This is a genomic window from Saccharothrix hoggarensis (genome assembly GCF_042678885.1).
Lineage (GTDB): Bacteria > Actinomycetota > Actinomycetes > Mycobacteriales > Pseudonocardiaceae > Actinosynnema > Actinosynnema hoggarensis.
The window spans coordinates 14,279-37,415 of the sequence record NZ_JBHTLK010000046.1 but is presented as its reverse complement, the minus strand read 5'-3'; the positions used below and the strand labels follow the sequence as shown (position 1 = coordinate 37,415).

The window sequence follows — 23,137 nt, the reverse complement described above, 5'->3', positions numbered from 1 at the left end:
CCGCGCGAGGTGGCCGCCCTGGCGCCGGACGCGCGGCTGACCGTGCTGGAGCAGCTGGGCGGGCCGGGGGAGCGGGTGCACCACGCGCTCGACGACGCCGACCCGCTGCACGTCCTCGCGGTCGAGTGCGGCGCGGACGGCGCGTCCCTCGTCCCCGGCCGGCCCGACGACACCTACGAGCACGACGGCCAGCTCACCAAGCGGGAGGTGCGGGCGGTGACGTTGGCGCTGCTCGCGCCCCGTCCCGGCGAGCTGCTGTGGGACGTCGGCGCGGGCGCCGGCAGCATCGCCGTCGAGTGGTGCCGGACCCACCCGAGCTGCCGGGCGATCGCCGTGGAGCAGCACCCCGAGCGGGCCGCGCGCATCACGCGCAACGCCACCGCGTTGGGCGTGCCGGGCATCGAGGTCGTCGTCGGCACGTCGCCGGGCGCGTTGGAGCTGGAGCCGCCCGACGCCGTGTTCATCGGCGGCGGGCTCACCGCCGAAGGCGTGGTCGAACGCTGCTGGGCCGCCCTGAAGCCCGGCGGGCGGCTGGTGGCCAACGCCGTGACGCTGGAGTCGGAGGCCGTGCTGACGCGCTGGCACGGCCGGCTGGGCGGCGACCTGAGCCGGATCGAGGTGAGCCGGGCGGCCGCGATCGGCGGCTTCACCGGCTGGCGCCCGCAGATGCCCGTGACCACCTGGGTGGTCGCCAAGGAGAACGTCGCTGAGGAGAAGGTGTGACCGTCCACTTCATCGGCGCCGGGCCAGGCGCGGCCGACCTGCTGACCCTGCGGGCGGCGCGGCTCATCGCCGAGTCCCCGGTCTGCCTGTACGCGGGCGCGCTGGTGCCGGTCGACGTCCTCGACCACTGCCCGCCGGGCGCCCGCCTGGTCGACACGGCCAACCTCGACCTCGACCGGATCACGGACGAGCTCGCCGCCGCGCACGCCGCCGGGCACGACGTGGCCCGCCTGCACTCCGGCGACCCGTCGGTGTTCAGCGCGGTGGCCGAGCAGATGCGGCGGCTGGACGCCCTGGGCATCCCGTACGACGTCACGCCGGGCGTGCCCGCCTTCGCCGCCGCCGCCGCGTCGCTCAACCGCGAGCTGACCGTCCCCGGCGTCGGCCAGACCGTGATCCTCACCCGCACGTCGGCCCGGGCCACCCCCATGCCGCCGGGGGAGGACCTGGCGTCGCTGGGCCGGTCGCGGTCCACGATCGTGCTGCACCTGGCCGTGCAGCGGATCGAGGAGGTGGTGGCCGACCTGCTGCCGAACTACGGCGCGGACTGCCCGGTCGCCGTGGTCGCGCGGGCCAGCCGTAACGACGAGGTGGTCCTGCGCGGCACCCTCGCCGACATCGCCGGGCAGGTGCTCGCCGCGGGCGTCAAGCGGACCGCCGTCATCGTCGTGGGCCGGGTGCTGGCGGCCGAGGGCTTCCCGGACAGCCACCTCTACTCCACGACCCGCTGCCGTTCGTGAGGCGCTCCGTGAGGGCTTCGTGAGGCGCTTCGAAAGGCGCTTCGCGGGCACCGGGGGCACGGGGATCCCCCCGATTTCCATTCTACCGACGGGGACCGACGCCAACGGCCCGCCGACCGGTGGCTGTGGATCACGCGCGGCCGACGACGGTCCCCGCCCGGTCGATCACGATCACGTCCACGGAGACGGGAGCGCCGCGCAGGACGTCGTCGGCCGTCGCCTTGGCCCGCGCCGCGACCAGGTCGCCCAGCGGCACGCCCGCCGCCTGGCACACGTGCAACGCCCCGAGCGCGGTGTTGGCCTCCGTCACGGCGGCGGCCAGCGCCGGGTCGTCCACCAGCGACGCCAGGAAGCCCAGGTTCACCTGGGAACGCCGCGAGTGGAGGTCGAGGTGCCCGTCCGCCAGCTTGGACAGCTTCCCGATCCCGCCCGCCACGGTCAGCCTCGGCACGGGGTGGCGGCGCAGGTACTTCAGCACCGCGCCGGCGAAGTCGCCCATGTCCAGCAACGCGTCCTCGGGCAGCCCGTGCACCTCGGCCGCCACCTTCTCCGACGTGCTGCCGGTGCACCCGGCCACGTGCCGGTACCCCTGCGCCCGCGCCACGTCGATCCCGCGCCGGATGCTGTCGATCCACGCCGAGCACGAGTACGGCACCACGATCCCCGTCGTGCCGAGGATCGACAGCCCGCCCAGGATGCCCAGCCGCGGGTTCCACGTCCGGCGCGCCAGCTCCTCGCCGTGCTCGACCGAGACCGACAGGACGACGTCGCCGCTGCCGCCGTGCTCGGCCGCCACGCGCGCCACGTGCTCGCGCATCATCCGCCGCGGCACGGGGTTGATCGCGGGCTCGCCGACCGGCAGCGGCAGGCCCGGCTTGGTGACCGTGCCCACCCCGGGACCGGCCTCGAACACGACCCCGGAGCCGGGCGCGCCGTGCCGGACCGTGACGCCGACCAGCGCGCCGTGCGTGACGTCCGGGTCGTCGCCCGCGTCCTTCACGACCGCCGCGAACGCCCGGTCCCCGTGCAGCGATTCGCGGGCCAGCGCGAACGTCGGCGTCTGCCCCTTCGGCAGCACGATCCCCACCGGGTCGGGGAACTCGCCGGTGAGCAGCGCCGTGTACGCCGCCGTGGTCGCGGCGGTGGCGCAGGCGCCCGTCGTCCAGCCGTAGCGCAGGTTCGTGCTCACGGTGCCAGGATGCAACAGTGGTGAAGACCGTGCTGGTACTGGGTGGCACCGGCGAGGCCCGGGAACTCGCCGCCGCGCTCACGTCGGCGAGGGTCGTGTCGTCCCTGGCCGGTCGGGTGGCCCACCCGAGGCTGCCGGCGGGCGAGGTGCGGATCGGCGGGTTCGGCGGCGTGGACGGGCTCGTCGCCTACCTCCGGGCCGAGCGGGTCGACGCGGTCATCGACGCCACTCACCCGTTCGCCGACCGCATCACCGCGAACGCCCTCGCCGCGACCACCGCGACCGGCACCCCGTTCCTGGTCCTGCGCCGTCCCGGCTGGCCGCCCGAGGACGACTGGCGGTACGTGGACAGCGTCGCCGAGGCCGCCGCGCTCGTGGCGGGCCGCCGGGCGTTCATCACCACCGGACGACAGGAGCTGGGCGCGTTCACCAGCGGTGTCGCGCGCACGGTCGACCCGCCCGACCCGCCGAACCCCCGCCTCGACCTCGTGCTGGACCGCGGACCGTACACAGTGGACGGCGAGGTCGCGCTGATGCGCGAGCACCGGGTCGAGGTGCTGGTCACCAAGGACAGCGGCGGCCCCATGACGGCGGCCAAGCTGACCGCCGCCCGTCACCTCGGCGTCCCCGTCGTCGTCGTGCGCCGGCCACCGCCACCGCCGGCGCCGCTGGTGGAGACGGTGGCCGAGGCCGTCGCGTGGCTCACCCGGGGTAGCGGCGCGGGGTGAACACCGTGCCGCGGGCGCTGACGGTGGTCTGCGACGAGCCGATCAGCAGCAGGCAGCGCATGTCCACAGTGGACGCGTCCAGCTCGGCCAGCCGCACCACCCGCACCGTCTCCTCCGGCCCGCCGACGTCCCGCCCGACGACCACCGGGGTGTCGGGGGAGCGGTGCCGCAACAGCAGGTCGCGCGCCTTCTCCACCTGCCACGTCCGGCTGCGCGAGGCCGGGTTGTAGATCGCCAGCACCAGGTCGGCCTTCGCCGCCGCCTCCAGCCGCTCCTCGATCACGTCCCACGGCTTGAGCCGGTCCGACAGCGACACCACGCAGTAGTCGTGCCCCAGCGGCGCGCCGACCCGGCTCGCCACGGCGTGCGCGGCGGTCAACCCCGGCAGCACCGTCACCGGCACGTCCGCGAACTGCTCCTCGGTCGCCACCTCCAGCACCGCGCTGGCCATCGCGAACACGCCGGGGTCGCCCGACGACACCACCGCGACCCGCCGTCCCCGCTTGGCCAGGTCCAGCGCGAACGCGGCCCGCTCGGCCTCCACCTTGTTGTCCGACGCGTGCCGCCGCTGCCGCGGGTCGACCGGCACGCGGTTCAGGTACGTCACGTACCCGACCAGGTCGTCCGCCCCGGCCAGCGCCCGCCGCGCCTCCGGCGTCAGCCACTCGGGTCCGGCGGGGCCGAGCCCCACCACCACGACCTCGCCCCTGTGCCCGGAAGCCGTCACGGGCTTGCCCGGCGGCTTGCTCGGCAGCAACGCCAGCGAGAAGTACGGCACGCCGTCGGCGTCCACTTCGGACAGCGGCGCGGTCCGCTGCGCGCCGGTCGTGGCCCGCTCCACGTACCAGGCCTCGTCCAGCCGCCCCGCCCGCGCCAACGCCTCCCGCACCCGCGGGAACGTCCGGCCCAGCTTCATGATCGCCACGGGGTCGCCGCCCGACAGGTGCTCCACCAGCGCGTCCGCGGACAACGTCCCCGGCAGCACGGTCAGCACCTCGTCCCGCTCCACGAGCGGCCGGCCGATCACGGCGGAACCCGCGCTGACCGACGTCACGCCCGGCACCACCTCGGCGTCGTACCGGTGCGCCAACCGCTTGTGCAGGTGCATGTACGACCCGTAGAAGAACGGGTCGCCCGCCGCCAGCACCACGACCACGCGGCCCGCGTCGAGGTGGGCGGCCAACCGCGCCGCGCACTCCTCGTAGAACGCGTCGATCTCGCCCTGGTAGTCGTCGGAGTCCTCGGTGGTGACCGGGTAGACCAGCTGCTCCTCGACCTGCCCCGCGCGCAGGTACGGCTCCGCGATCCGGCGCGCCACGCTCCGCCCGTGGCGGGCGCTGTGGAACACCACCACGTCCGCCTCGCCGATCAGCCGTGCCGCCTTGACGGTCACCAGCTCCGGGTCGCCCGGACCCACCCCGACGCCGTACAGCTTGCCCGTCATTCGTCCTCGCTCGCGATCGCGTTGATCGCCGCCGCGGTCATGGCGCTGCCGCCCCGCCGCCCGCGCACGACCAGGTACTCCAGCCCCAGGTCGTTGGCCGCCAACGCGTCCTTCGACTCGGCCGCCCCGATGAACCCGACCGGCACGCCCAGCACGGCGGCCGGTCGCGGCGCGCCCGCCGCCACCATGTCCAGCAGGTGGAACAACGCGGTCGGCGCGTTGCCGATGGCCACCACCGCGCCGTCCAGCTTGCCGCGCCACAGCTCCAACGCCGCCGCGCTGCGGGTGTTGCCCAGCTCCGCCGCCAGCCCCGGCACGCGCGGGTCGCCCAACGCGCACACGACCTCGTTGTCCGCGGGCAGCCTGCGCCGCGTCACGCCCGCCGCCACCATCTGCGCGTCGCACAGGACCGGCGCGCCGGCCAGCAGCGCCGCGCGGGCGTCGCGGACCACGTTCGGCGAGTGGTCGACGTCGGTGACGAGGTCGACCATCCCGCAGGCGTGGATCATCCGCACCACCACCCGCGCCACGTCCGCCGGGAACCGCGCCAGGTCGGCCTCGGCCCGGATGGTGGCGAAGGACCGGCGGTAGATCTCCGCGCCGTCCTTGATGTAGCTGGTCACCTGATCTCCTCGTACCCGTCGCCGGTCGCGACGAACTCCACCACGTCGCCCGTCGGCCGCCCGCACCGGCGCGCGCAACCCGACCAGTGCGCCCGGCCCGGCGTGGACCGGGCGCCGATCCAGCGGGTCGCGTCGGCGCGGACGTCGGCGAGCGCCTTGGCGCACCCCGGTCGGCCGGTGCACGCGCTGACGCCGTGCCACGGCGAGTCGGGCGACGTGAACAGGCCGCTGGTCTCGCTCCCGGCGGGCAGCACCAGGCTGCGCCACGGCGTGAGCCGCACCGCCGCGCCGGCGAGCAGGCGCGCGTCCAACCGGCCCAGCGGCACCCCCGCCACGACGGCGGAACCGTGGACGCCCGGTGCGACCGGCGTCACACCCGGCTCGATCGTCGGCGGGCCCGGAACGCCCAGCGCCTCCGTGATCTTCCGCACACCGCCGTCCACTTCGGACAGCCGCCACGCGTCGCCGCGGATCTCGCCGAAGACGCGCGCGGCGGTCACCACGGCGTCCACTGGATCGGTCACGCGGAGCCCGGAGTCGCGCCCTGCTAGGAACAACGCGTCGCCGACCAGCCCGACGTCACCCGCCAGGCCGCTCACCGCGCCACCCACCGTGACCAGGAACCGGCCCGGCAGGGACGCCAGCTCCGGCGTCGCGCACAGGGCCGCGTCGATCGCGTCGACCAGCGCCTGGTTGTCGTCCAGCGGCGCGGCGACGATGTTCCGGATGCGCTCGTGGGTCGTCGACGGCAGCAGCCCGACCTCGCGCAGGCGGGCGCCCAGCTCGTGCTCCGCGCCCGGCGGCAAGCCTCTGACCTGCAGGTTCGCCCGTGAGGTCAGGTCGAGGAACCCGTCACCCAGCTCCAGCGCGGCCGTGCGCACCGCGTCGAACTGGACCGCGCTCAACGTCCCGCCGGGCACCCGCACGCGGGCCAGCCCGCCGTCGGCGGCCTGGTGCACGTCGACGGCGCCGGGGCAGGCGTCCGGGCGAACTCGGTCCGTGGGCATGGACTGGATGCTAACTGCCGTTAGGGTGACCTCCGAACGGCGAAGCAGCAGGAGGAAGCCGGTGTGAATCCGGCGCGGTCCCGCCACTGTGACCGGGGGAGGCCCCGGGAGTCAGGAACTCCGCTCGCCGTCCCCCACGACCGGGGCGAGGACCCCCGAGGGATGGAGCCCGCACGTGATCCTGCTGTTGTCGACCTCCGACACCGACCTGCTGTCCGCCCGCGCGAGTGGCGCCGACTACCGCCTGGCCAACCCCGCCCGCACCGCCGTGGACGACCTCCCGGCGCTGGTCGAGGGCGTCGACCTGGTGGTCGTGCGCATCCTCGGCGGTCGCCGGATGTGGGAGGAGGGGCTCGACTGGCTGCTCGCCTCCGGCCTGCCGGTCGTCGTGCTCGGCGGCGAGCAGAACCCGGACGCGCCGCTGATGGAGCTGTCCACCGTGCCCGGCGGGGTGTGCGCGGAGGCGCACGCGTACCTGGCGCACGGCGGCGCGGCGAACCTCGCGCAGCTGCACCACTTCCTGTCGGACACGGTCCTGCTGACCGGCCACGGGTTCGCCCCGCCCGAACCCACGCCGACGTGGGGCGTGCTGGAGCGGGAGGCCGCGGGCGAGGACGGCCCCACCATCGCCGTCCTGTACTACCGCGCCCACCACGTGGCCGGGAACACCGCGTTCGTGCACGCCCTGTGCGACGCGATCGAGGCCAAGGGCGGCCGGCCCCTGCCGATCTTCTGCGCGTCCCTGCGCGCCGCGGACCCCGCCCTCCTGGCCGAGCTGGGCAAGGCGGACGCCCTGGTCGTCACGGTCCTCGCGGCCGGCGGCACGAAGCCCGCCGCGGCCTCCGCCGGCGGTGACGACGACGCGTGGGACGTGGGCGCGCTGGCCGCGCTCGACGTGCCGATCCTCCAAGGCCTGTGCCTGACGAGCAGCCGGGCCGCGTGGGACGGGAACGACGACGGACTGTCCCCTTTGGACACCGCGACCCAGGTGGCGATCCCCGAGTTCGACGGCCGGATCATCACCGTGCCGTTCTCGTTCAAGGAGGTCGACGAGGACGGGCTCACGGTCTACGTCGCCGACGAGGAGCGCGCGGCGCGGGTCGCCGGCATCGCCGTCCGCCACGGCAGGCTCCGCCACATCCCGCAGGCCGAGCGCCGCGTCGCCGTCATGCTCTCGGCGTACCCGACCAAGCACTCCCGCATCGGCAACGCGGTCGGCCTCGACACCCCGGCCAGCGTCGTGCGGCTGCTCGCCGCGATGAAGGACCACGGCTACGACATCGGCGACGACCTGCCGGGCGTGGCGAACCTCGACGGCGACGCGCTGATCCACGCGCTGATCGCCGCCGGCGGCCAGGACGCCGACTGGCTCACCGAGGAGCAGCTCCAGGGCAACCCGGTGCGGCTCCCGGCGGCCCGTTACGCGGAGTGGTACGCCACCCTGCCGGAGGACACCCGCGAGGGGATGGAACGGCACTGGGGCGCGGCGCCCGGCACCCTGTTCGTGGACCGGTCGCGGGACCGGGACGGCGAGATCGTCCTGGCCGCCCTGCGCTCCGGCAACGTCGTCGTCATGGTGCAGCCGCCGCGCGGCTTCGGCGAGAACCCCATCGCGATCTACCACGACCCCGACCTCCCGCCGAGCCACCACTACCTGGCCGCGTACCGCTGGCTGGAGGACGAGTTCGGCGCCGACGCCGTGGTGCACGTCGGCAAGCACGGCAACCTCGAGTGGCTGCCCGGCAAGACCGTCGGCCTGTCGGCGGGCTGCGGTCCCGACGCCGCCCTCGGCGACCTGCCCCTGATCTACCCGTTCCTGGTCAACGACCCGGGCGAGGGCACCCAGGCGAAGCGGCGCGCGCACGCCACCCTCGTGGACCACCTGGTGCCGCCGATGGCGCGGGCCGACAGCTACGGCGACATCGCCCGCCTGGAACAGCTGCTGGACGAGCACGGGAACATCGCCGCGATGGACCCGGCCAAGCTGCCCGCCATCCGGGCCCAGATCTGGACCCTCATCCAGGCCGCGAAGCTCGACCACGACCTGGGGCTGGACGACCGGCCGCACGACGCCGAGTTCGACGAGCTGATCCTCCACGTCGACGGCTGGCTGTGCGAGGTGAAGGACGTCCAGATCCGCGACGGCCTGCACGTCCTCGGCGAGGCGCCCACCGGCGAGACCCGCGTCAACCTGGTCCTGGCCATCCTCCAGGCCAAGCAGATGTGGGCGGGCCAGACCGCCGCCCTGCCCGGCCTGCGCGAGGCGCTGGGGCTCGCCGACACCACCCGGACGAGCACCGACCGGGTCGAGGCGGAGGCCCGCGCGCTCGTCCAGGCCATGGAAGACGCCAATTGGGACGTGAACGCCGCCCGCGGCCTCACCGACAACGGCGATGTCGCGCGCATCCTGGAGTTCGCCGCCACCGAGGTCGTGCCCCGGCTCGCCCGCACGACGGACGAGATGACGAACGTGCTGCACGCGCTCGACGGCGGTTACGTCCCGGCCGGTCCGAGCGGGTCGCCGCTGCGCGGCCTGGTGAACGTGCTGCCGACCGGCCGGAACTTCTACTCGGTCGACCCCAAGGCGGTGCCGTCCCGGCTGGCCTGGGAGACCGGCCAGGCGATGGCCGACTCGCTGCTGGAGCGCTACCGGGCGGACACGGGGGAGTGGCCCCCGTCCGTGGGCCTGTCGGTCTGGGGCACGAGCGCCATGCGCACCGCCGGTGACGACATCGCCGAGGTGCTGGCGCTGCTGGGCGTGCGGCCGACCTGGGACGACCAGTCACGCCGGGTCACGGGTCTGGAGGTGATCCCGCTGGATGAGCTGAACCGGCCGAGAATCGACGTGACGGTGCGCATCAGCGGGTTCTTCCGCGACGCATTCCCCCACGTGGTGGCACTGATCGACGACGCGGTGCGACTGGTCGCGAACCTCGACGAGTCCGACGCCGACAACTTCGTCCGGGCTCACGCGCAGGCGGATCTGGCACAGCACCACGACGAGCGCCGGTCGACAATGCGCGTCTTCGGCAGCAAACCGGGCGCGTACGGCGCCGGTCTCCTCCCGCTCATCGACAGCCGGAACTGGCGGGACGACGCCGACCTCGCCGAGGTGTACGCCGTCTGGGGCGGGTACGCCTACGGTCGGGAACTGGACGGCGTCGAAGCGCGACCGGCGATGGAGAACGCGTACCGGCGGATCGCCGTCGCCGCGAAGAACATCGACACCCGTGAACACGACATCGCCGATTCCGACGATTACTTCCAGTACCACGGCGGCATGGTCGCCACGGTGCGCGCGTTGACCGGGAAAGCGCCCGCCGCCTATGTCGGCGACAGCACCCGTCCCGACGCCGTGCGCACCCGGACCCTGCACGAGGAAACGAATCGCATCTTCCGCGCCAGGGTGGTCAACCCGAAATGGTTGGCCGCGATGCGCAAGCACGGGTACAAGGGCGCGTTCGAATTGGCCGCCACGGTCGACTACCTGTTCGGCTACGACGCCACGACCGGTGTCGTCGCCGACTGGATGTACGAGCAGTTGGCGGCCAGTTACGTGCTGGACCCGGAGAACCGGAAGTTCCTGACCGAATCCAACCCGTGGGCGCTGCACGGCATCTCGGAACGCCTGCTGGAGGCGGCCGAGCGCGGTATGTGGGAGCACCCGGAGCCGGAGACGCTGGCCGCCCTCCGGACCGCGTACCTCGAAACCGAGGGCGACCTGGAAGACGGGCGCTGACCACCCGGCCGCCGCGTTCCCCGGAACGCGGCGGCCCGATCACGAACCGGACTCGCCCGCGGAGCCGAGCCGCGGCGGCGGCCGGTGGGTCCGGTTCGCGTCGAATGGCGAGTCGAACAGCCGGTCGGATCACGATTGCGATCGCGACCCGAATGAGGGGTACCCCTATATTCGGGCTCCTCGGGAATACCCCGGCGCCGAACAGCGGCGGAACGGGCCGGCTCTGGTCCTGAATGGACGATTGCGGGCGGCCCGCGGGCGCCCGATCGGGGCCACTCGGACAACTCGGCGGAGACGGCCGTCGGCTCACCGGACGACTCCCCGTGCGCGGCCGGCGACTCGCCGTGCCGTGACGCGGAACACTCCCGAACCCCACCCCGGCGTCGCGTGTCGCGCGGTCCGGTGGACACTGGTGCCGGGTGAGCGGGTTACGGCTTGTGAATGCGTTCCGGATCTCCGGCTCGCGAGGTGAACCGAGCGTGTCCGATCGGTCTACGAACTGTGCCTGAACGGACCACTGGCGGCACCGCCGGCGGAATCGGTCCAGCAGGGCGAATGTCGCAAGGTCGGTAACAGCGCGGACACGGGAGCTTGACACAACTCCGTGGCGCGAACCACACTCCCCCAAAACCTGGGAGCGCTCCCAGAACGTTCACCGCCGATCAACTGAGGAGTTCTCGTGCGCTACCGTCGAGCAGGCTTGGCCAAAGTCCTGGCCTGCACCGCAGTGCTCGCCGCAGCCGCTACGGCATGCGGCTCGGGCGGATCCGGAACCTCGTCCGATGGCAAGGTCGAGCTGACCATCGCGACCTTCAACGAGTTCGGTTACGAGGAACTCCTCAAGGAGTACGAGGCCGCCAACCCGAACGTCAAGGTCACGCAGCGCAAGACCGGACAGGGCGCGCCGCACCACCAGAACCTGTTCACCAAGCTGGGCGCGGGCTCCGGTCTGGCCGACGTCGAGGCCGTCGAAGAGGGCTTCCTGAGCCAGGTCATGGCCAAGTCGGGCCAGTTCGAGGACCTGAAGGAGATCGGTCCGAAGGACGTCCGCGAGGACCGCTGGCTGCAGTGGAAGGTCGACGCCGTCACCACCAAGGACGGCAAGCTCATCGGCTACGGCACCGACATCGGCCCGCTGGCCATGTGCTACCGCAAGGACCTCTTCGAGGCCGCCGGCCTGCCGTCCGACCCCGAGGGCGTGAAGGCCCTGTTCGCCACGTGGGACTCGTACTTCGAGGCCGGTGACCGCTACGTCGCCGCCACCAAGAAGCCGTGGTTCGACTCGGCCGCGCAGATCTTCAACCCGATGCACAACCAGGCCAAGACCGGCTACTTCGACCGCGACGACAAGCTCGTGATCGAGACCAACGACGACAAGAAGATCTGGGACCAGGTCACCGCCGCGGTCGCGGGCGGCCAGTCGGCCAAGCTCGCCGCGTGGAGCCCGGAGTGGGAGACCGGCTTCAAGGAGTCGGCGTTCGCCACCAAGACCTGCCCGTCGTGGATGCTGGGCGTCATCGAGGGCAACGCCGGCCCCGAGCACAAGGGCAAGTGGGCCGTCACGGCCGCGTTCCCCGGCGGCGGCGGCAACTGGGGCGGCTCGTACCTGACCGTCCCGAAGCAGGGCAAGAACAAGGCCGAGGCCGCCAAGCTGGCCGCGTGGCTGACCGCGCCGGAGCAGCAGATCAAGGCGTTCAAGGCCAAGGGCACGTTCCCGAGCCAGACCGAGGCCCTGATCTCGCCGGAGCTGCTCAACCAGACCAGCGAGTACTTCGGCGGCGAGAAGGTCGGCATGCTGTTCGCCGAGCAGGCCAACAAGGTCGCGGCGGCGCAGTACAAGGGCCCGAAGGACGGCGAGATCCAGGACAACATCGTCTCCCCGGCGCTGCTGTCGGTCGAGCAGGGCACCTCTCCTGAGGACGCGTGGAAGCAGGTCGTCGAGGGAGCCAAGAAGGCTGCCAAGTAATGACGACCGAGCTTTCGGTCGCGCGCGGGCGGGGCTCCGAGCCCCGCCCGCCGCGGCGCGACGACAACGATGACATGGGTCCGGCGAAGCTCGGCTGGCGCTACCGGCTGACCCGCCTGGACGTGAAGGTCTCCCCGTACCTGTACATCGCCCCGTTCTTCATCCTGTTCGCGGTCGTCGGGCTGTTCCCCCTGCTCTACACCGCGTACATCTCCCTGTTCGACTGGGAGCTGGGCGCCGACGAGCAAGCCTTCGTCGGCGTCGAGAACTACACCACGCTGTTGGCCGACGCGCAGTTCTGGAACGCGATGGTCAACACCCTCAGCATCTTCGCGATGTCCACGATCCCGCAGGTCATCACGGCGGTGCTGCTCGCCGCGCTGCTGAACACGGCGTTGCGCGGTCGCACCGGCTGGCGGATGGGCGTGCTGCTGCCCTACGTCGCCAGCCTCGTCGCGCTGACCATCATCTTCGGCGACCTGTTCGGCGTCCAGTACGGGTCGGTCAACGACATCCTCGAGTTGTTCGGCATCGAGCGGATCGACTGGCAGGCCGAGCGGTGGTGGAGCCACGTCGCCATCGCCACCATGGTCAACTGGCGCTGGACGGGCTACAACGCCCTGATCGTGCTGGCCGCGATGCAGGCCATCCCGCGCGACGTCTACGAGGCCGCGTGGGTCGACGGCGCGAGCAAGGTGCGCCAGTTCTTCAGCATCACGCTGCCCCTGCTGCGCCCCACCATGATCTTCGTGGTGGTCACCTCGACCATCGGCGGCCTGCAGATCTTCACCGAGCCGAAGCTGTTCGCGCCCTCGGGCAGCAGCAACGGCGGCGCGACCAACCAGTACCAGACGGTCGTGCTCTACATGTACCAGTCCGGTTTCCAGAGCTTCGACCTGGGCTACGCCTCGGCCATGGCCTGGGTGCTGTTCATCGTCGTCATCGCGATCGCGGGGATCAACTTCCTGCTCACCCGCAGGCTCGCGTCCAGTGGGGAGGCGTGATGGCCACCATCACCGACCGCCCGGCGCCTTTCGCCGCCGCGCCCGAAGCCAGGAAGCCCCGGCGGTCGAGGGCGGTGTCGCTCTCCGAGCGGCGTCCCGGCTTCGTCGTCTACGGCATCCTGATCGCGTTCATCCTCGGCTCGGCGTTCCCGTTCTACTGGTCGTTCCTCGCCGCCAGCCACGACGACGGCACGTTCAAGTCCGAGGGGCCGCTGCTGCCCGGCGGGCACTTCTTCTCCAACGCCTCCCGGGTGCTGGACTCGATCCCGTTCTGGAAGGCGCTGGGCAACAGCATCATCGTCTCCGGCACGGTCACCCTGTCGGTGGTGGTCCTGTCCACGCTGGCGGGCTTCGCGTTCGCCAAGCTCCGGTTCAAGGGCCGCGGACCCCTCATGGTGTTCGTGGTCGCCACGCTCGCCGTCCCCACGCAGCTCGGGATCATCCCGCTCTACATGGCGATGGCGGAGTTCGGCTGGTCCGGCACCCTCGGCGCGGTCATCGTCCCCAACCTGGTGACCGCGTTCGGCGTGTTCTGGATGCGCCAGTACATCGCCGACGCCGTGCCCGACGAGCTGATCGAGGCGGCCCGCATGGACGGGTGCAGCATGATCCGCACGTTCTGGCACGTGTGCCTGCCCGCGGTGCGCCCGGCCGCCGCCATGCTCGGCATCTTCACGTTCATGATGTCGTGGAACGACTTCCTCTGGCCGCTGATCGTGCTCAACGCGGACAACCCGACGATGCAGGTCGCCCTGGAGAAGTTGCAGAGCGGCTACTACGTCGACAACTCGCTCGTGCTCGCCGGGACCACGATGGCCACGGTCCCGATTCTGATCGTCTTCCTCGTACTCGGTCGGCAGATCGTCGCCGGGATCATGCAGGGTGCTGTGAAGGGGTAGCTGTGGAGTCGATTTCCTTTCCCGAGGGATTCGTGTGGGGCGCCGCGACCGCGGCGTTCCAGATCGAAGGCGCGACAACCGTTGACGGTCGCACCGCGTCCATCTGGGACACGTTCTGCAAGCTTCCGGGTGCGGTGGTGGGCGGTGACACGGGTGACCCGGCCGCCGACCACTACAACCGGGTGGACGAAGACGTCCAGTTGATGGTCGACCTCGGGCTGCACGCCTACCGGTTCTCCACCGCGTGGCCCCGCATCCGACCGGACGCCGGTCCGGTCAACCAGCTCGGCCTGGACTTCTACTCCCGGCTGGTCGACAAGCTGCTCGAGAACAACATCACCCCGTGGCTGACGCTCTACCACTGGGACCTCCCGCAGACCCTCGAGGACGAGGGCGGCTGGGCCAACCGGGACACGGCGTACCGCTTCGCGGAGTACGCCGAGTCGGTCGTCGGCGCGCTGGGCGACCGGGTGGACAACTGGACCACGCTCAACGAGCCGTGGTGCTCGTCGCTGCTGAGCTACGCGGCGGGCATCCACGCGCCCGGCCGCCAGGAGCCGGAGGCCGCCGTCGCGGCCGTGCACCACCTGCTGCTGGCCCACGGCCTCGCCACCGCGGCGATCCGCGACCAGGCGCCGAACGCCAAGGTCGGCATCACGCTCAACATGTACCCGATCATCCCGGCGGACCCGGACGACCCGGCGGACCTCGACGCCGCGCGCCGGCTCGACGGCCTCCAGAACCGGATCTTCCTCGACCCGCTGTTCAAGGGCGAGTACCCGGCGGACATCGTCGAGGACCTCGAGCCGTACGGGTTCTCGAAGCACATCCGCGAGAACGACCTGGAGATCATCTCGGCCCCGCTGGACCAGCTGGGCGTCAACTACTACGCCGAGCACTTCGTCAGCGGCACCCCGGAGCCGGAGCCCGAGGCGCCGGTCCAGTCCAACGGCCGCCGCCCGACCGGGTCGCCCTGGGTCGGCGCGGAGCACGTCTCGTTCCCCAGCCGCGGCCTGCCGCGGACGGCGATGGACTGGGAGGTGCAGCCGGACGGCCTGTTCAAGGTGCTCATGCGGGTGCACCAGGACTACCCGAGCATCCCGCTCTACGTCACCGAGAACGGCGCCGCCTACGTCGACTCCATCAACGACGACGGGTCGATCGACGACCCCGAGCGCCTCGGTTACATCGAGTCGCACCTCAGGGCGGCGCATGCGGCCATCGAGGCGGGTGTCGACCTCCGCGGTTACTTCGCGTGGTCGCTCATGGACAACTTCGAGTGGGCCGAGGGGTACGCGAAGCGGTTCGGGATCGTGCATGTCGACTACGAGACGCAGGTTCGGACGCCTAAGATGAGTGCCATGTGGTACTCGCAGGTTGCCCGTGGCAACGCTCTCACGGCGACGGTCGCTCCGTGACGGATGCCGTTGACCCACCCAAGGCACGACGACCCAACACCCGGCTGGAGGAGGTCGCTCGTGCAGCCGGTGTGTCCAAGTCGACCGTGTCGCGGGTGATCAACGGCGAACCGTACGTCAGCTCGCGGGCGCGTGAGGCGGTCCACCAGGCCATCGGACGCCTCGGGTACAGCCCGAACCAGGCGGCTCGGACGCTCGCGGGCAGCCGGGCCAACTGCATCGCCCTGGTGGTGTCCGAACAGGGCAGCCGGGTGCTGGCCGACCCGTTCTTCGCCGGTGTGCTCCGCGGTGTGCACGCCGAGCTGGCGGGCAAGCGGGTCCAGCTCGTCCTCATGATGAGCAAGGAGGGCGACGAGCAGGACCTGGTCAACTACCTCTGCGGCGGCCACGTGGACGGCGTGCTGGTGATCAGCCTGCACGGCCAGGACCCGCTGCCCCGCACGCTCGCCGACGCGGGCCTGCCGACCGTCGTCGGCGGCAGGCCCCTCGGGGCGGGCGGAGTGCCCTACGTCGACTCGGACAACTTCAACGGCGCCATGGAGGCGGCTCGCTACCTGGTCTCGCTGGGTCGCAAGCGCATCGCCACCATCGCCGGCCCGCGCGACATGGCGGTGGGCATGGACCGGTTGTCCGGCTGGAAGCGCGGCCTGAGCCAGGCCAGGCTGGACACCGACCTCGTCGCGTACGGCGACTTCACGCCGGAGAGCGGCGCGGTGGCGATGGCCGACCTGCTCAAGCGGGCGCCGGACCTCGACGCCGTGTTCGTCGGCGCGGACATCATGGCGCTCGGCGCGTTGCAGACCCTGCACGCGCACGGCAAGCGGGTGCCCGAGGACGTTGCCGTGGTCGGGTTCGACGACCTGATGATCGCCTCCACCGCGGTCCCGCCGCTGACCACGATCCGCCAGGACGTGGAGCAGTTGGGCCGGACCATGACGTGGCGGCTGATGGCGGAGCTGGCCGGCGAGGAGAACCTGCCGCCGTTCCTGCTCCTGCCGACCTCGATGGTGTCCAGGTCCAGCGCCTGACCCGTCACCGGCGGGCATCGCGTCCCGCCTGAACACCTCCGACCCGGGGTTCCCGGGTCGCGACGAGCGTGCCGAGACCCGGGCCGAGGCCCGGGTCTCGGTGTTTTCGAAGCGATTCGACCTCCGTTCGACGGGTTCGACACGCCGGGTGCGCGGTCGGGACCGCACTTCACTCGGATGGCGTAACGCCGCCTCCTTGCCGGAGGTGGATCACCCTGGCTACGGTCCAACCTGCGTGATCTGGGAGCGCTCCCAGACGTCATGCGGAGACAAGCTCGGGGGGAGCGGTCCCTTTCGCCCATCCGCCTCCCCCCACCCCCGCGCAAAGGAGCGCAGCACGATGGCAGCCCGACGGACCCCGCTCGCGGTGACCTCCGTCGTGCTGCGGTCGAACGGCCCCGCCACCGCGTCCGCGGACTCGGGACGGGTCGCCACCGGGTCGCGGCTCACCGCCCACCGACCGGATCGCTGCGCCGGCGCAGGGCTCAACCGCCGCGTGGATGACTCGTCGGACCGGGCGGACCGCCGGTTGGTCCGCGGTGTCGGCCCTCGGTCGGACCGACACGCCGGCGACCGGCTGAACCGCCGCGCGGGTGACCTGTCGGACCGGTTGGCCCGCAGCGGCCCTGGGCACGGCCTCGCCGCGACCAACGACCACCGCCGGGCGACCGGCGCCGCCACCGCCACCGCCACCGCGCGGCACGTCCTCGCCGTCGTCGGCGGATCACGAGTCTGGGGAGTGGAGCCATGAGACGGCTTCTGGCGTTGACGACCGCGGCCGTGGCCGCGCTCGGTGTCGTGCTGGTGTCGAACGCGGTCAGCCCGGCCGCCGAACCGTCCGCCTCGGCGATCGTGCAGCCGCACAAGTGGCGCAACGTGGAGATCGAGGGCGGCGGCTTCGTGCCGGGCATCGTCTTCAGCCCCGCCGAGAAGGACCTGATCTACTCGCGCACCGACATCGGCGGCGCGTACCGGTGGAACCAGGCGACCGGCCGGTGGACCCCGCTGCTGGACTGGGTCGGCTACGAGAACTGGGGCTACAACGGCGTCGTCAGCATCGCCCCCGACCCCAAGGACGCCGACAAGGTGTACGCGGCCGTGGGCATGTACACCAACGGCTGGGACCCGAACAACGGCGCGATCCTCCGCTCGTCCGACCGCGGCGACACGTGGCAGACGTCCGTACTGCCCTTCAAGCTTGGCGGCAACATGCCGGGCCGCGGCATGGGGGAGCGGCTGGCCGTCGACCCCAACGACGGCCGGGTGCTGTACCTCGGCGCGCCCAGCGGCAAGGGCCTGTGGCGCAGCACGGACAGCGGCGTGACGTGGTCGCAGGTGGTGAGCTTCCCCAACCCCGGCAACTACGTCGAGAACCCGAACGACCCCGGCGGCTACGCGGGCGACAACCAGGGCGTGGTCTGGGTGACCTACGACCCGCGGTCGTCGACGGCGGGCAGCCCCAGCAAGACGGTCTACGTCGGCGTGGCCGACAAGGAGAACACCGTCTACCGCACCACCGACGCGGGCGTGACGTGGGAGCGGCTGGCGGGCCAGCCGACCGGCTACATCGCCCACAAGGGCGTGCTCGACCACCAGGGCGGCTTCCTGTACCTCGCGACCAGCGACAAGGGCGGCCCGTACGACGGCGGCAAGGGCGACGTCTGGAAGTACGACACCGCCACCGGCGCGTGGACGCAGATCAGCCCGGTGCCCTCGTCGAGCGCGGACAACCTGTTCGGCTACAGCGGTCTCACCGTCGACCGGCAGAACCCCGGCACGATCATGGTGGCCACCCAGATCGCCTGGTGGCCGGACGTCACGTTCTTCCGCAGCACGGACGGCGGCGCGACGTGGACCCGGATCTGGGACTGGGCGGGCTACCCGAACCGGTCGTTCCGCTACAAGATGGACATCACGTCCTCGCCGTGGCTGAGCATGGGCGCGAACCCGGCGCCGCCGGAGGTCAGCCCGAAGCTGGGCTGGATGACCGAGTCGCTGGAGATCGACCCGTTCGACTCCAACCGGATGATGTACGGCACCGGCGCGACCGTCTACGGCACCACGGACCTCACGAAGTGGGACACCGGCGGCCAGATCACGATCAAGCCGACCGCCGCGGGGCTGGAGGAGACCGCGGTGCTCGACCTGATCAGCCCGCCCACGGGCGCGCCGCTGATCAGCGGTCTCGGCGACATCGGCGGGTTCCGGCACGACGACGTCACCAAGGTGCCGTCGATGATGTTCCAGCAGCCGTTCTTCACCACCACCACGAGCCTCGACTACGCCGAGGCGAACCCGTCGGTCGTGGTCCGCGCCGGCAACGTCGACGGACCGGCGCACGTGGCGTTCTCCACCGACGGCGGCGCGAACTGGTTCGCGGGCGCCGATCCGGCGGGCGTCACCGGCGGCGGCACCGTGGCGGCGGCGGCCGACGGCAGCCGGTTCGTGTGGAGCCCCGGCGGCGCGGCGGTCCACTACTCGGTGGGCTTCGGCAACACCTGGACGCCGTCCACCGGCATCCCGGCGGGCGCCGTGGTCGAGGCGGACCGGGTGAACCCGAAGAAGTTCTACGGGCTGGCCGACGACACCGTCTACGTCAGCACGGACGGCGGCGCGACGTTCACCGCCGGCCCGACCGCGAACGTGGCCAGGCTGCACGCCGTGCCCGGCCACGAGGGCCACCTCTGGCTGGCGGGCGAGGGCGGACTGTTCCGCTCGACCGACTCCGGCGCGACGGTCGCCAAGACCCGCGACCACATCACCAGCGCGGTCAACATCGGCTTCGGCAAGCCCGCCGAGGGCAAGACCTACCCCGCGCTGTACGCGGTGCTGACCCTCAACGGCAAGACCGGCGTGTACCGGTCGGACGACGAGGCCGGCCTCGGCTGGGTGCGGATCAACGACGACGCCCACCAGTACGGGAACATGGGCGAGGCCATCACCGGTGACCCGCGCGTCTACGGCCGCGTCTACCTGGGCACCAACGGGCGTGGCGTGCTCGTCGCCGACCCGAGCGGCAACATCAGCACGACCGAGCCCACCGGCACCACGACCACGTCCACCAGCACCACCACCACGACCACCACTGGGACGACCACGACGACCACGGACCAGCCGCCGCTCGGCGACTGCTCCGTGCGGTACTCGGTCGGCAGCCAGTGGGGAGGTGGCTTCACCGCGTCGGTGAAGATCACCAACCGGGGGACGAGCGCCGTCACGGGCTGGAACCTCGGCTGGTCGTTCGCGAACGGCCAGAAGATCGTCCACAGTTGGAACGGCAAGGTGTCGCAGAGCGGCGCCGCCGTCACGGTGACCAACGAGGGCTGGAACGGGACCATCGGAGCGGGTCGCTCGGTGGACTTCGGATTCCAGGCGAGCTGGCAGGGCAGCAACGTCGCACCCACCGGCTTCACGCTGAACGGTAGGACCTGTTCACTCGGCTAACGCAGCCCTCGTTTGGCCTGGCGGCGCAGCTGCGTGATCCGAGCTGCGCCGACCAGGGCCACCACGATCGCGCCCGCGATCGCCGCGAACAGCAGGGCCACGCCCAGCGGCAACGTGCCCGCCGCGCCGAGGAAGTGGATCGTCACGCCGGCGAGGTTCTGCAGGATGAACACCAGCAGCACGATCAGCACGACGATCGACGCCAGCACCGCGACCCACGTGCCGCTGATCCGGGTCGGCTTCAGCTTCGGCGGTTTCCCCGCGTCCTCGGTCCGGTGGTCCGGCGGGGCCGGCGAGGCGATCGGGGGCGGCGTGGGCTCCAGGGCGTTCGGTCCCGTCTCCCGCGGGCCCACCGCCGGCGGGCCGTCCGGGATCGGGCTGGCCGGCAGCGCTTCGGTGCGGTCGTCGTCACGCGGGGTGGTCACGACGTGATTATCCGTCCGGGCCGGCGGCCCCGCCAATCAGGCGCACGGCCGGCGGTACTCCAGCGCGCCCACGGCCTCCACGTACTGCTGCCACTCGTCGCGCGAGATGTGGGCCTCGACGGCCGCGCACATCTGCGTGACGGCGAGGTCGAAGTCGAACTCCCAGGACCGCGTGGTGCCGTCGGAGTTCGACGTGACGACCTTCTGGGACGTCTCGCCGAACGACACGGCGTAGACGCCGGTGGTGCGGCCGCTGATCCGGCCCCGTTCCGCCGGCCGGGCCGGGTCGGTGACGTCCCACAGCACGACCTTGTCGTCCTTGCCCACGGTGGCGAGGGCCTTGCCGTCACGCCGGAAGCCGAGCGCCCGGATCGCCTCCGGGTGCACCTTCTGCGCCCACACCTCGGTCGGCGCCCACTGGCTGCTGCGGTCCCACAGGCGGACCACGCCGTTCGCGCCGCCCGCGGCGAGCGTGTCGCCGTCCGGCGACAACGCCACCGCGGTGATCTCGCGGCCGGTGGCCAGCTCGCCGATCCGCAGCGGGTGCACCGGGTTCGACACGTCCCACAGCCGGATCGTCCCGGCGTCGTCCCAGGTCACGACGACCTGACCGTCCTGGCTGTAGGCGACGCCGTTGACCGGGCGCGGGTGGCCGATCAGGTGCGACCGCTCGACCGGCCGGGCCGGGTCCGACCAGTCCCACACCACCACGTCGCTGATCTCCGACACGGTGACGACGGTCCGCGCGCCCGCCGGGTCGAGCGCGATCCGCAGCACCGGGAACGTGAACGTGTGCGCCACCTCGGGCGCGATCGCGTCGGTGACGTCCCAGACCCGCGCGGTGCGGCCCTCCAGCGTGGTGGCGAACGCCTGCTCCACGCCGCTGACGGCCATCGACGTGACGGTCGCGCTCGGCGTCGTGCGCTTGCCCAGCGGCAGGTAGGTGGTGTCGTTGGCGGGCGTGGGGACGCGCGCGTTCGGCCGCGGCAGGCCGTCCGGGCTGAGGCCCTGGCCGGACGGGAACGCCGAGCGGCTGACCATGTCCTGGGCGCTCGCCGCGTGCGCGCTGAGCACGCCGTCCCGCAGGGCGTCGGTCGGGTTGAGCTGGTAGGCGGCGAGGGCGAGTTGGTCGGCGAGCCTCGGGTCGCTGCCCCGCAACGCCTGCGCCTGGTTCGACACGAACCACGCGGCCGACGACTTCCAGCCCTCCGCGGCCTCCTTCTGCGCCTCGATGGCGAGGACGACCGCCGTGCCGGCGAGCACCAGCAGCACGGCCAGCAGCGCCACCAGCTGGCGCAGTCTGCGGGTGCGCCGGTGCGCGAGCCGCCGTTCCCGGTCGCGGGCCTGGAGGCTGTCGGCCAGGAACTCCCGCTCCTGGGCGCTGGTGCGCACGCCGTCGCGCTGCGTCCAGTCGACGGCCGCGTCCAGCCGGGCGCCCCGGTACAGCGCGTCCGGGTCGCGGCCGAGCGACTCCCAGGTCGCGGCGGCCTCGGTCAGCCGGCGCATGGTGCGCAGCCCGTCCCGGTCCTCGGCGAGCCAGCTCCGCAGCCGCGGCCAGGACCGGATCAGCGCCTCGTGCGCGATCTCCACGCTGTCGCGGTCGAGGGTGAGCAGGCGGGCGTGGGCCAGCCGGTCGAGCACCACGTCCACGTCCACGTCGTGGTCCAGCTCGGCGCGCGGCAGCCGGCGCTTGGTGTCCTCGGTGCCGTCACCGAGCGCGGTGAGCCGCAGGAACACCTGGCGCGCCAGGGCCCGCTGCTGCTTCTCCAACGACGTGTAGGTGCGTTCGGCGGTCTGCGCGATGGCGTGCTGGATGCCGCCCGCCGCCTCGTACCCGGCCAGCGTCAGCGTGGTGCCGCGCCGCCGCCGCCACGTCTCCAGCAGGGCGTGCGACATGAGCGGCAGCACGCCCGCCTGGCCCGTGGCGTCGGCGATCAGCCGGGACACCAGCGCCGTCTCCACCGTGCACGACGCCTTCACGGCGGGCTGCATGATCACCTGCCGCAGCTCCTCCGGGCCCATCGGCCCGAGCAGCAGCTGGCCGTCGGTCAGCGCCGCCACCAGAGCTGGGTGCTGCGCGCAGTGCCCGTAGAAGTCCGCGCGCACGCCGAGCACGACCTTGCACGGCGCGGCCAGCAGCGCGTCGAGGTAGGCGGCGCGCCGGTCGTCCTGCCACAGCGTGAAGACCTCTTCGAACTGGTCCACGATCAGCAGGCCGGCGGACAGGTCCGGGTCGGACTGCTCGCTGGGCGTGGTCACGACGACCCGGCCCGCGCCGGCCAGCCGGGGCACGAGGCCCGCGCGCAGCAGCGACGACTTGCCCGCGCCGGACGCGCCGAACACGGCGACGAACCGCCGGTGCGCTATGCGCTGCTCCAGGTCGTCCAGCAGGTGGTCGCGGCCGAAGAACCACTCGGCGTCCTCGGTGCCGTAGGCGGCCAGGCCCGCGTACGGCGGGTGGCCCTCGTCGGGGCGCGGCTCGGGGTTCGGCGACACCTCGGCGGCGACCTGGTGCCAGCGGTCCTCCCACTCGGCCACGTCGCCCTCGCAGGCGCGCACGTACGCCAGGGTCACCGCCAGCGTGGGCAGCTTCCGCCCGCCCGCCGCGTCCGACAGGGTCGTCGCCGAGTAGTGGGCGCGCGCCCCCAGCTGCCGGTAGCTGTACCCGCCCGCCTTGTCCCGCAACGACCGCAGGTCCGCGGCGAACCGCAGCAGCGGGCTGTCGCCGACGTCCAACGGACGTTCACCACGCGGCACCGG

At 72.4% G+C, this 23,137-nt stretch carries 17 protein-coding genes and 1 riboswitch; of the genes, 11 read left to right on the top strand and 6 right to left on the bottom strand.

Annotation, left to right across the window (positions count from 1 at the left end):
- A partial coding sequence (cbiT, locus tag ACFQ3T_RS11715) for a precorrin-6Y C5,15-methyltransferase (decarboxylating) subunit CbiT (protein ID WP_380723228.1) occupies positions 1–723 on the top strand: 723 nt, incomplete at its 5' end.
- Complete coding sequence (gene cobM / locus ACFQ3T_RS11710; RefSeq protein WP_380723226.1) at positions 720–1,463, top strand: precorrin-4 C(11)-methyltransferase; 744 nt, start codon at positions 720–722, stop codon at positions 1,461–1,463. The genes cbiT and cobM, both read left to right, overlap by 4 nt.
- Positions 1,464–1,593: 130 nt before the next feature.
- On the opposite strand, the gene ACFQ3T_RS11705 is transcribed toward cobM, so the two are convergent.
- A complete protein-coding gene (locus tag ACFQ3T_RS11705) occupies positions 1,594–2,652 on the bottom strand; it encodes a cobalt-precorrin-5B (C(1))-methyltransferase (RefSeq protein ID WP_380723224.1) in 1,059 nt (352 codons plus the stop codon).
- 29 nt (positions 2,653–2,681) lie between these two features.
- On the opposite strand from ACFQ3T_RS11705, the gene ACFQ3T_RS11700 reads away from it, so the two are divergent.
- Entirely contained in the window at positions 2,682–3,380 is a 699-nt protein-coding gene (locus tag ACFQ3T_RS11700) for a cobalt-precorrin-6A reductase (protein ID WP_380723222.1), read from the top strand.
- On the opposite strand, the gene ACFQ3T_RS11695 is transcribed toward ACFQ3T_RS11700, so the two are convergent.
- From ACFQ3T_RS11695 to ACFQ3T_RS11685, 3 genes are read right to left on the bottom strand one after another with little or no spacing between them, the layout of a single operon-like run.
- Positions 3,355–4,824 (bottom strand): precorrin-3B C(17)-methyltransferase, encoded by a 1,470-nt coding sequence (locus ACFQ3T_RS11695; protein WP_380723220.1) that lies wholly within the window; start codon positions 4,822–4,824, stop codon positions 3,355–3,357. The genes ACFQ3T_RS11700 and ACFQ3T_RS11695 overlap by 26 nt on opposite strands.
- Positions 4,821–5,447, bottom strand: a complete 627-nt coding sequence (locus ACFQ3T_RS11690; protein WP_380723218.1) for a precorrin-8X methylmutase — start codon at positions 5,445–5,447, stop codon at positions 4,821–4,823. The genes ACFQ3T_RS11695 and ACFQ3T_RS11690 overlap by 4 nt, the downstream gene beginning before the upstream one ends.
- Positions 5,444–6,454 (bottom strand): hypothetical protein, encoded by a 1,011-nt coding sequence (locus ACFQ3T_RS11685; RefSeq protein WP_380723217.1) that lies wholly within the window; start codon positions 6,452–6,454, stop codon positions 5,444–5,446. Before ACFQ3T_RS11685 ends, ACFQ3T_RS11690 begins: the two co-directional genes overlap by 4 nt.
- Before the next feature lie 11 nt (positions 6,455–6,465).
- Positions 6,466–6,595: riboswitch (cobalamin riboswitch) on the top strand.
- A gap of 34 nt (positions 6,596–6,629) precedes the next feature.
- On the opposite strand from ACFQ3T_RS11685, the gene cobN reads away from it, so the two are divergent.
- From cobN to ACFQ3T_RS11645, 8 genes are all read left to right on the top strand, one after another.
- Entirely contained in the window at positions 6,630–10,193 is a 3,564-nt protein-coding gene (gene cobN, locus ACFQ3T_RS11680) for a cobaltochelatase subunit CobN (protein ID WP_380723215.1), read from the top strand.
- Positions 10,194–10,872: 679 nt separating this feature from the next.
- Positions 10,873–12,159 (top strand): ABC transporter substrate-binding protein, encoded by a 1,287-nt coding sequence (locus ACFQ3T_RS11675; RefSeq protein WP_380723213.1) that lies wholly within the window; start codon positions 10,873–10,875, stop codon positions 12,157–12,159.
- Between the two features lie 74 nt (positions 12,160–12,233).
- Complete coding sequence (locus ACFQ3T_RS11670; RefSeq protein WP_380723230.1) at positions 12,234–13,163, top strand: carbohydrate ABC transporter permease; 930 nt, start codon at positions 12,234–12,236, stop codon at positions 13,161–13,163.
- Complete coding sequence (locus tag ACFQ3T_RS11665) at positions 13,163–14,062, top strand: carbohydrate ABC transporter permease (protein WP_380723212.1); 900 nt, start codon at positions 13,163–13,165, stop codon at positions 14,060–14,062. Before ACFQ3T_RS11670 ends, ACFQ3T_RS11665 begins: the two co-directional genes overlap by 1 nt.
- Before the next feature lie 2 nt (positions 14,063–14,064).
- Positions 14,065–15,480 carry a glycoside hydrolase family 1 protein gene (locus tag ACFQ3T_RS11660; protein ID WP_380723211.1) on the top strand — a complete coding sequence of 472 codons (1,416 nt, stop codon included), beginning with the start codon at positions 14,065–14,067 and terminating at the stop codon, positions 15,478–15,480.
- Positions 15,477–16,508 carry a LacI family DNA-binding transcriptional regulator gene (locus tag ACFQ3T_RS11655; RefSeq protein ID WP_380723209.1) on the top strand — a complete coding sequence of 344 codons (1,032 nt, stop codon included), beginning with the start codon at positions 15,477–15,479 and terminating at the stop codon, positions 16,506–16,508. The genes ACFQ3T_RS11660 and ACFQ3T_RS11655 overlap by 4 nt, the downstream gene beginning before the upstream one ends.
- 340 nt (positions 16,509–16,848) lie before the next feature.
- Positions 16,849–17,259, top strand: a complete 411-nt coding sequence (locus tag ACFQ3T_RS11650) for a hypothetical protein (protein ID WP_380723207.1) — start codon at positions 16,849–16,851, stop codon at positions 17,257–17,259.
- Positions 17,256–19,952: a cellulose binding domain-containing protein gene (locus tag ACFQ3T_RS11645; RefSeq protein ID WP_380723205.1), complete on the top strand. Its 2,697-nt coding sequence runs from the start codon at positions 17,256–17,258 to the stop codon at positions 19,950–19,952. The genes ACFQ3T_RS11650 and ACFQ3T_RS11645 overlap by 4 nt, the downstream gene beginning before the upstream one ends.
- Here ACFQ3T_RS11645 and ACFQ3T_RS11640 read toward each other — a convergent pair.
- Positions 19,949–20,377: a LapA family protein gene (locus tag ACFQ3T_RS11640; protein ID WP_380723203.1), complete on the bottom strand. Its 429-nt coding sequence runs from the start codon at positions 20,375–20,377 to the stop codon at positions 19,949–19,951. The genes ACFQ3T_RS11645 and ACFQ3T_RS11640 overlap by 4 nt on opposite strands.
- A gap of 36 nt (positions 20,378–20,413) precedes the next feature.
- Positions 20,414–23,134, bottom strand: a complete 2,721-nt coding sequence (locus ACFQ3T_RS11635; protein ID WP_380723201.1) for an nSTAND1 domain-containing NTPase — start codon at positions 23,132–23,134, stop codon at positions 20,414–20,416.
- Between the last annotated feature and the right edge of the window lie 3 nt (positions 23,135–23,137).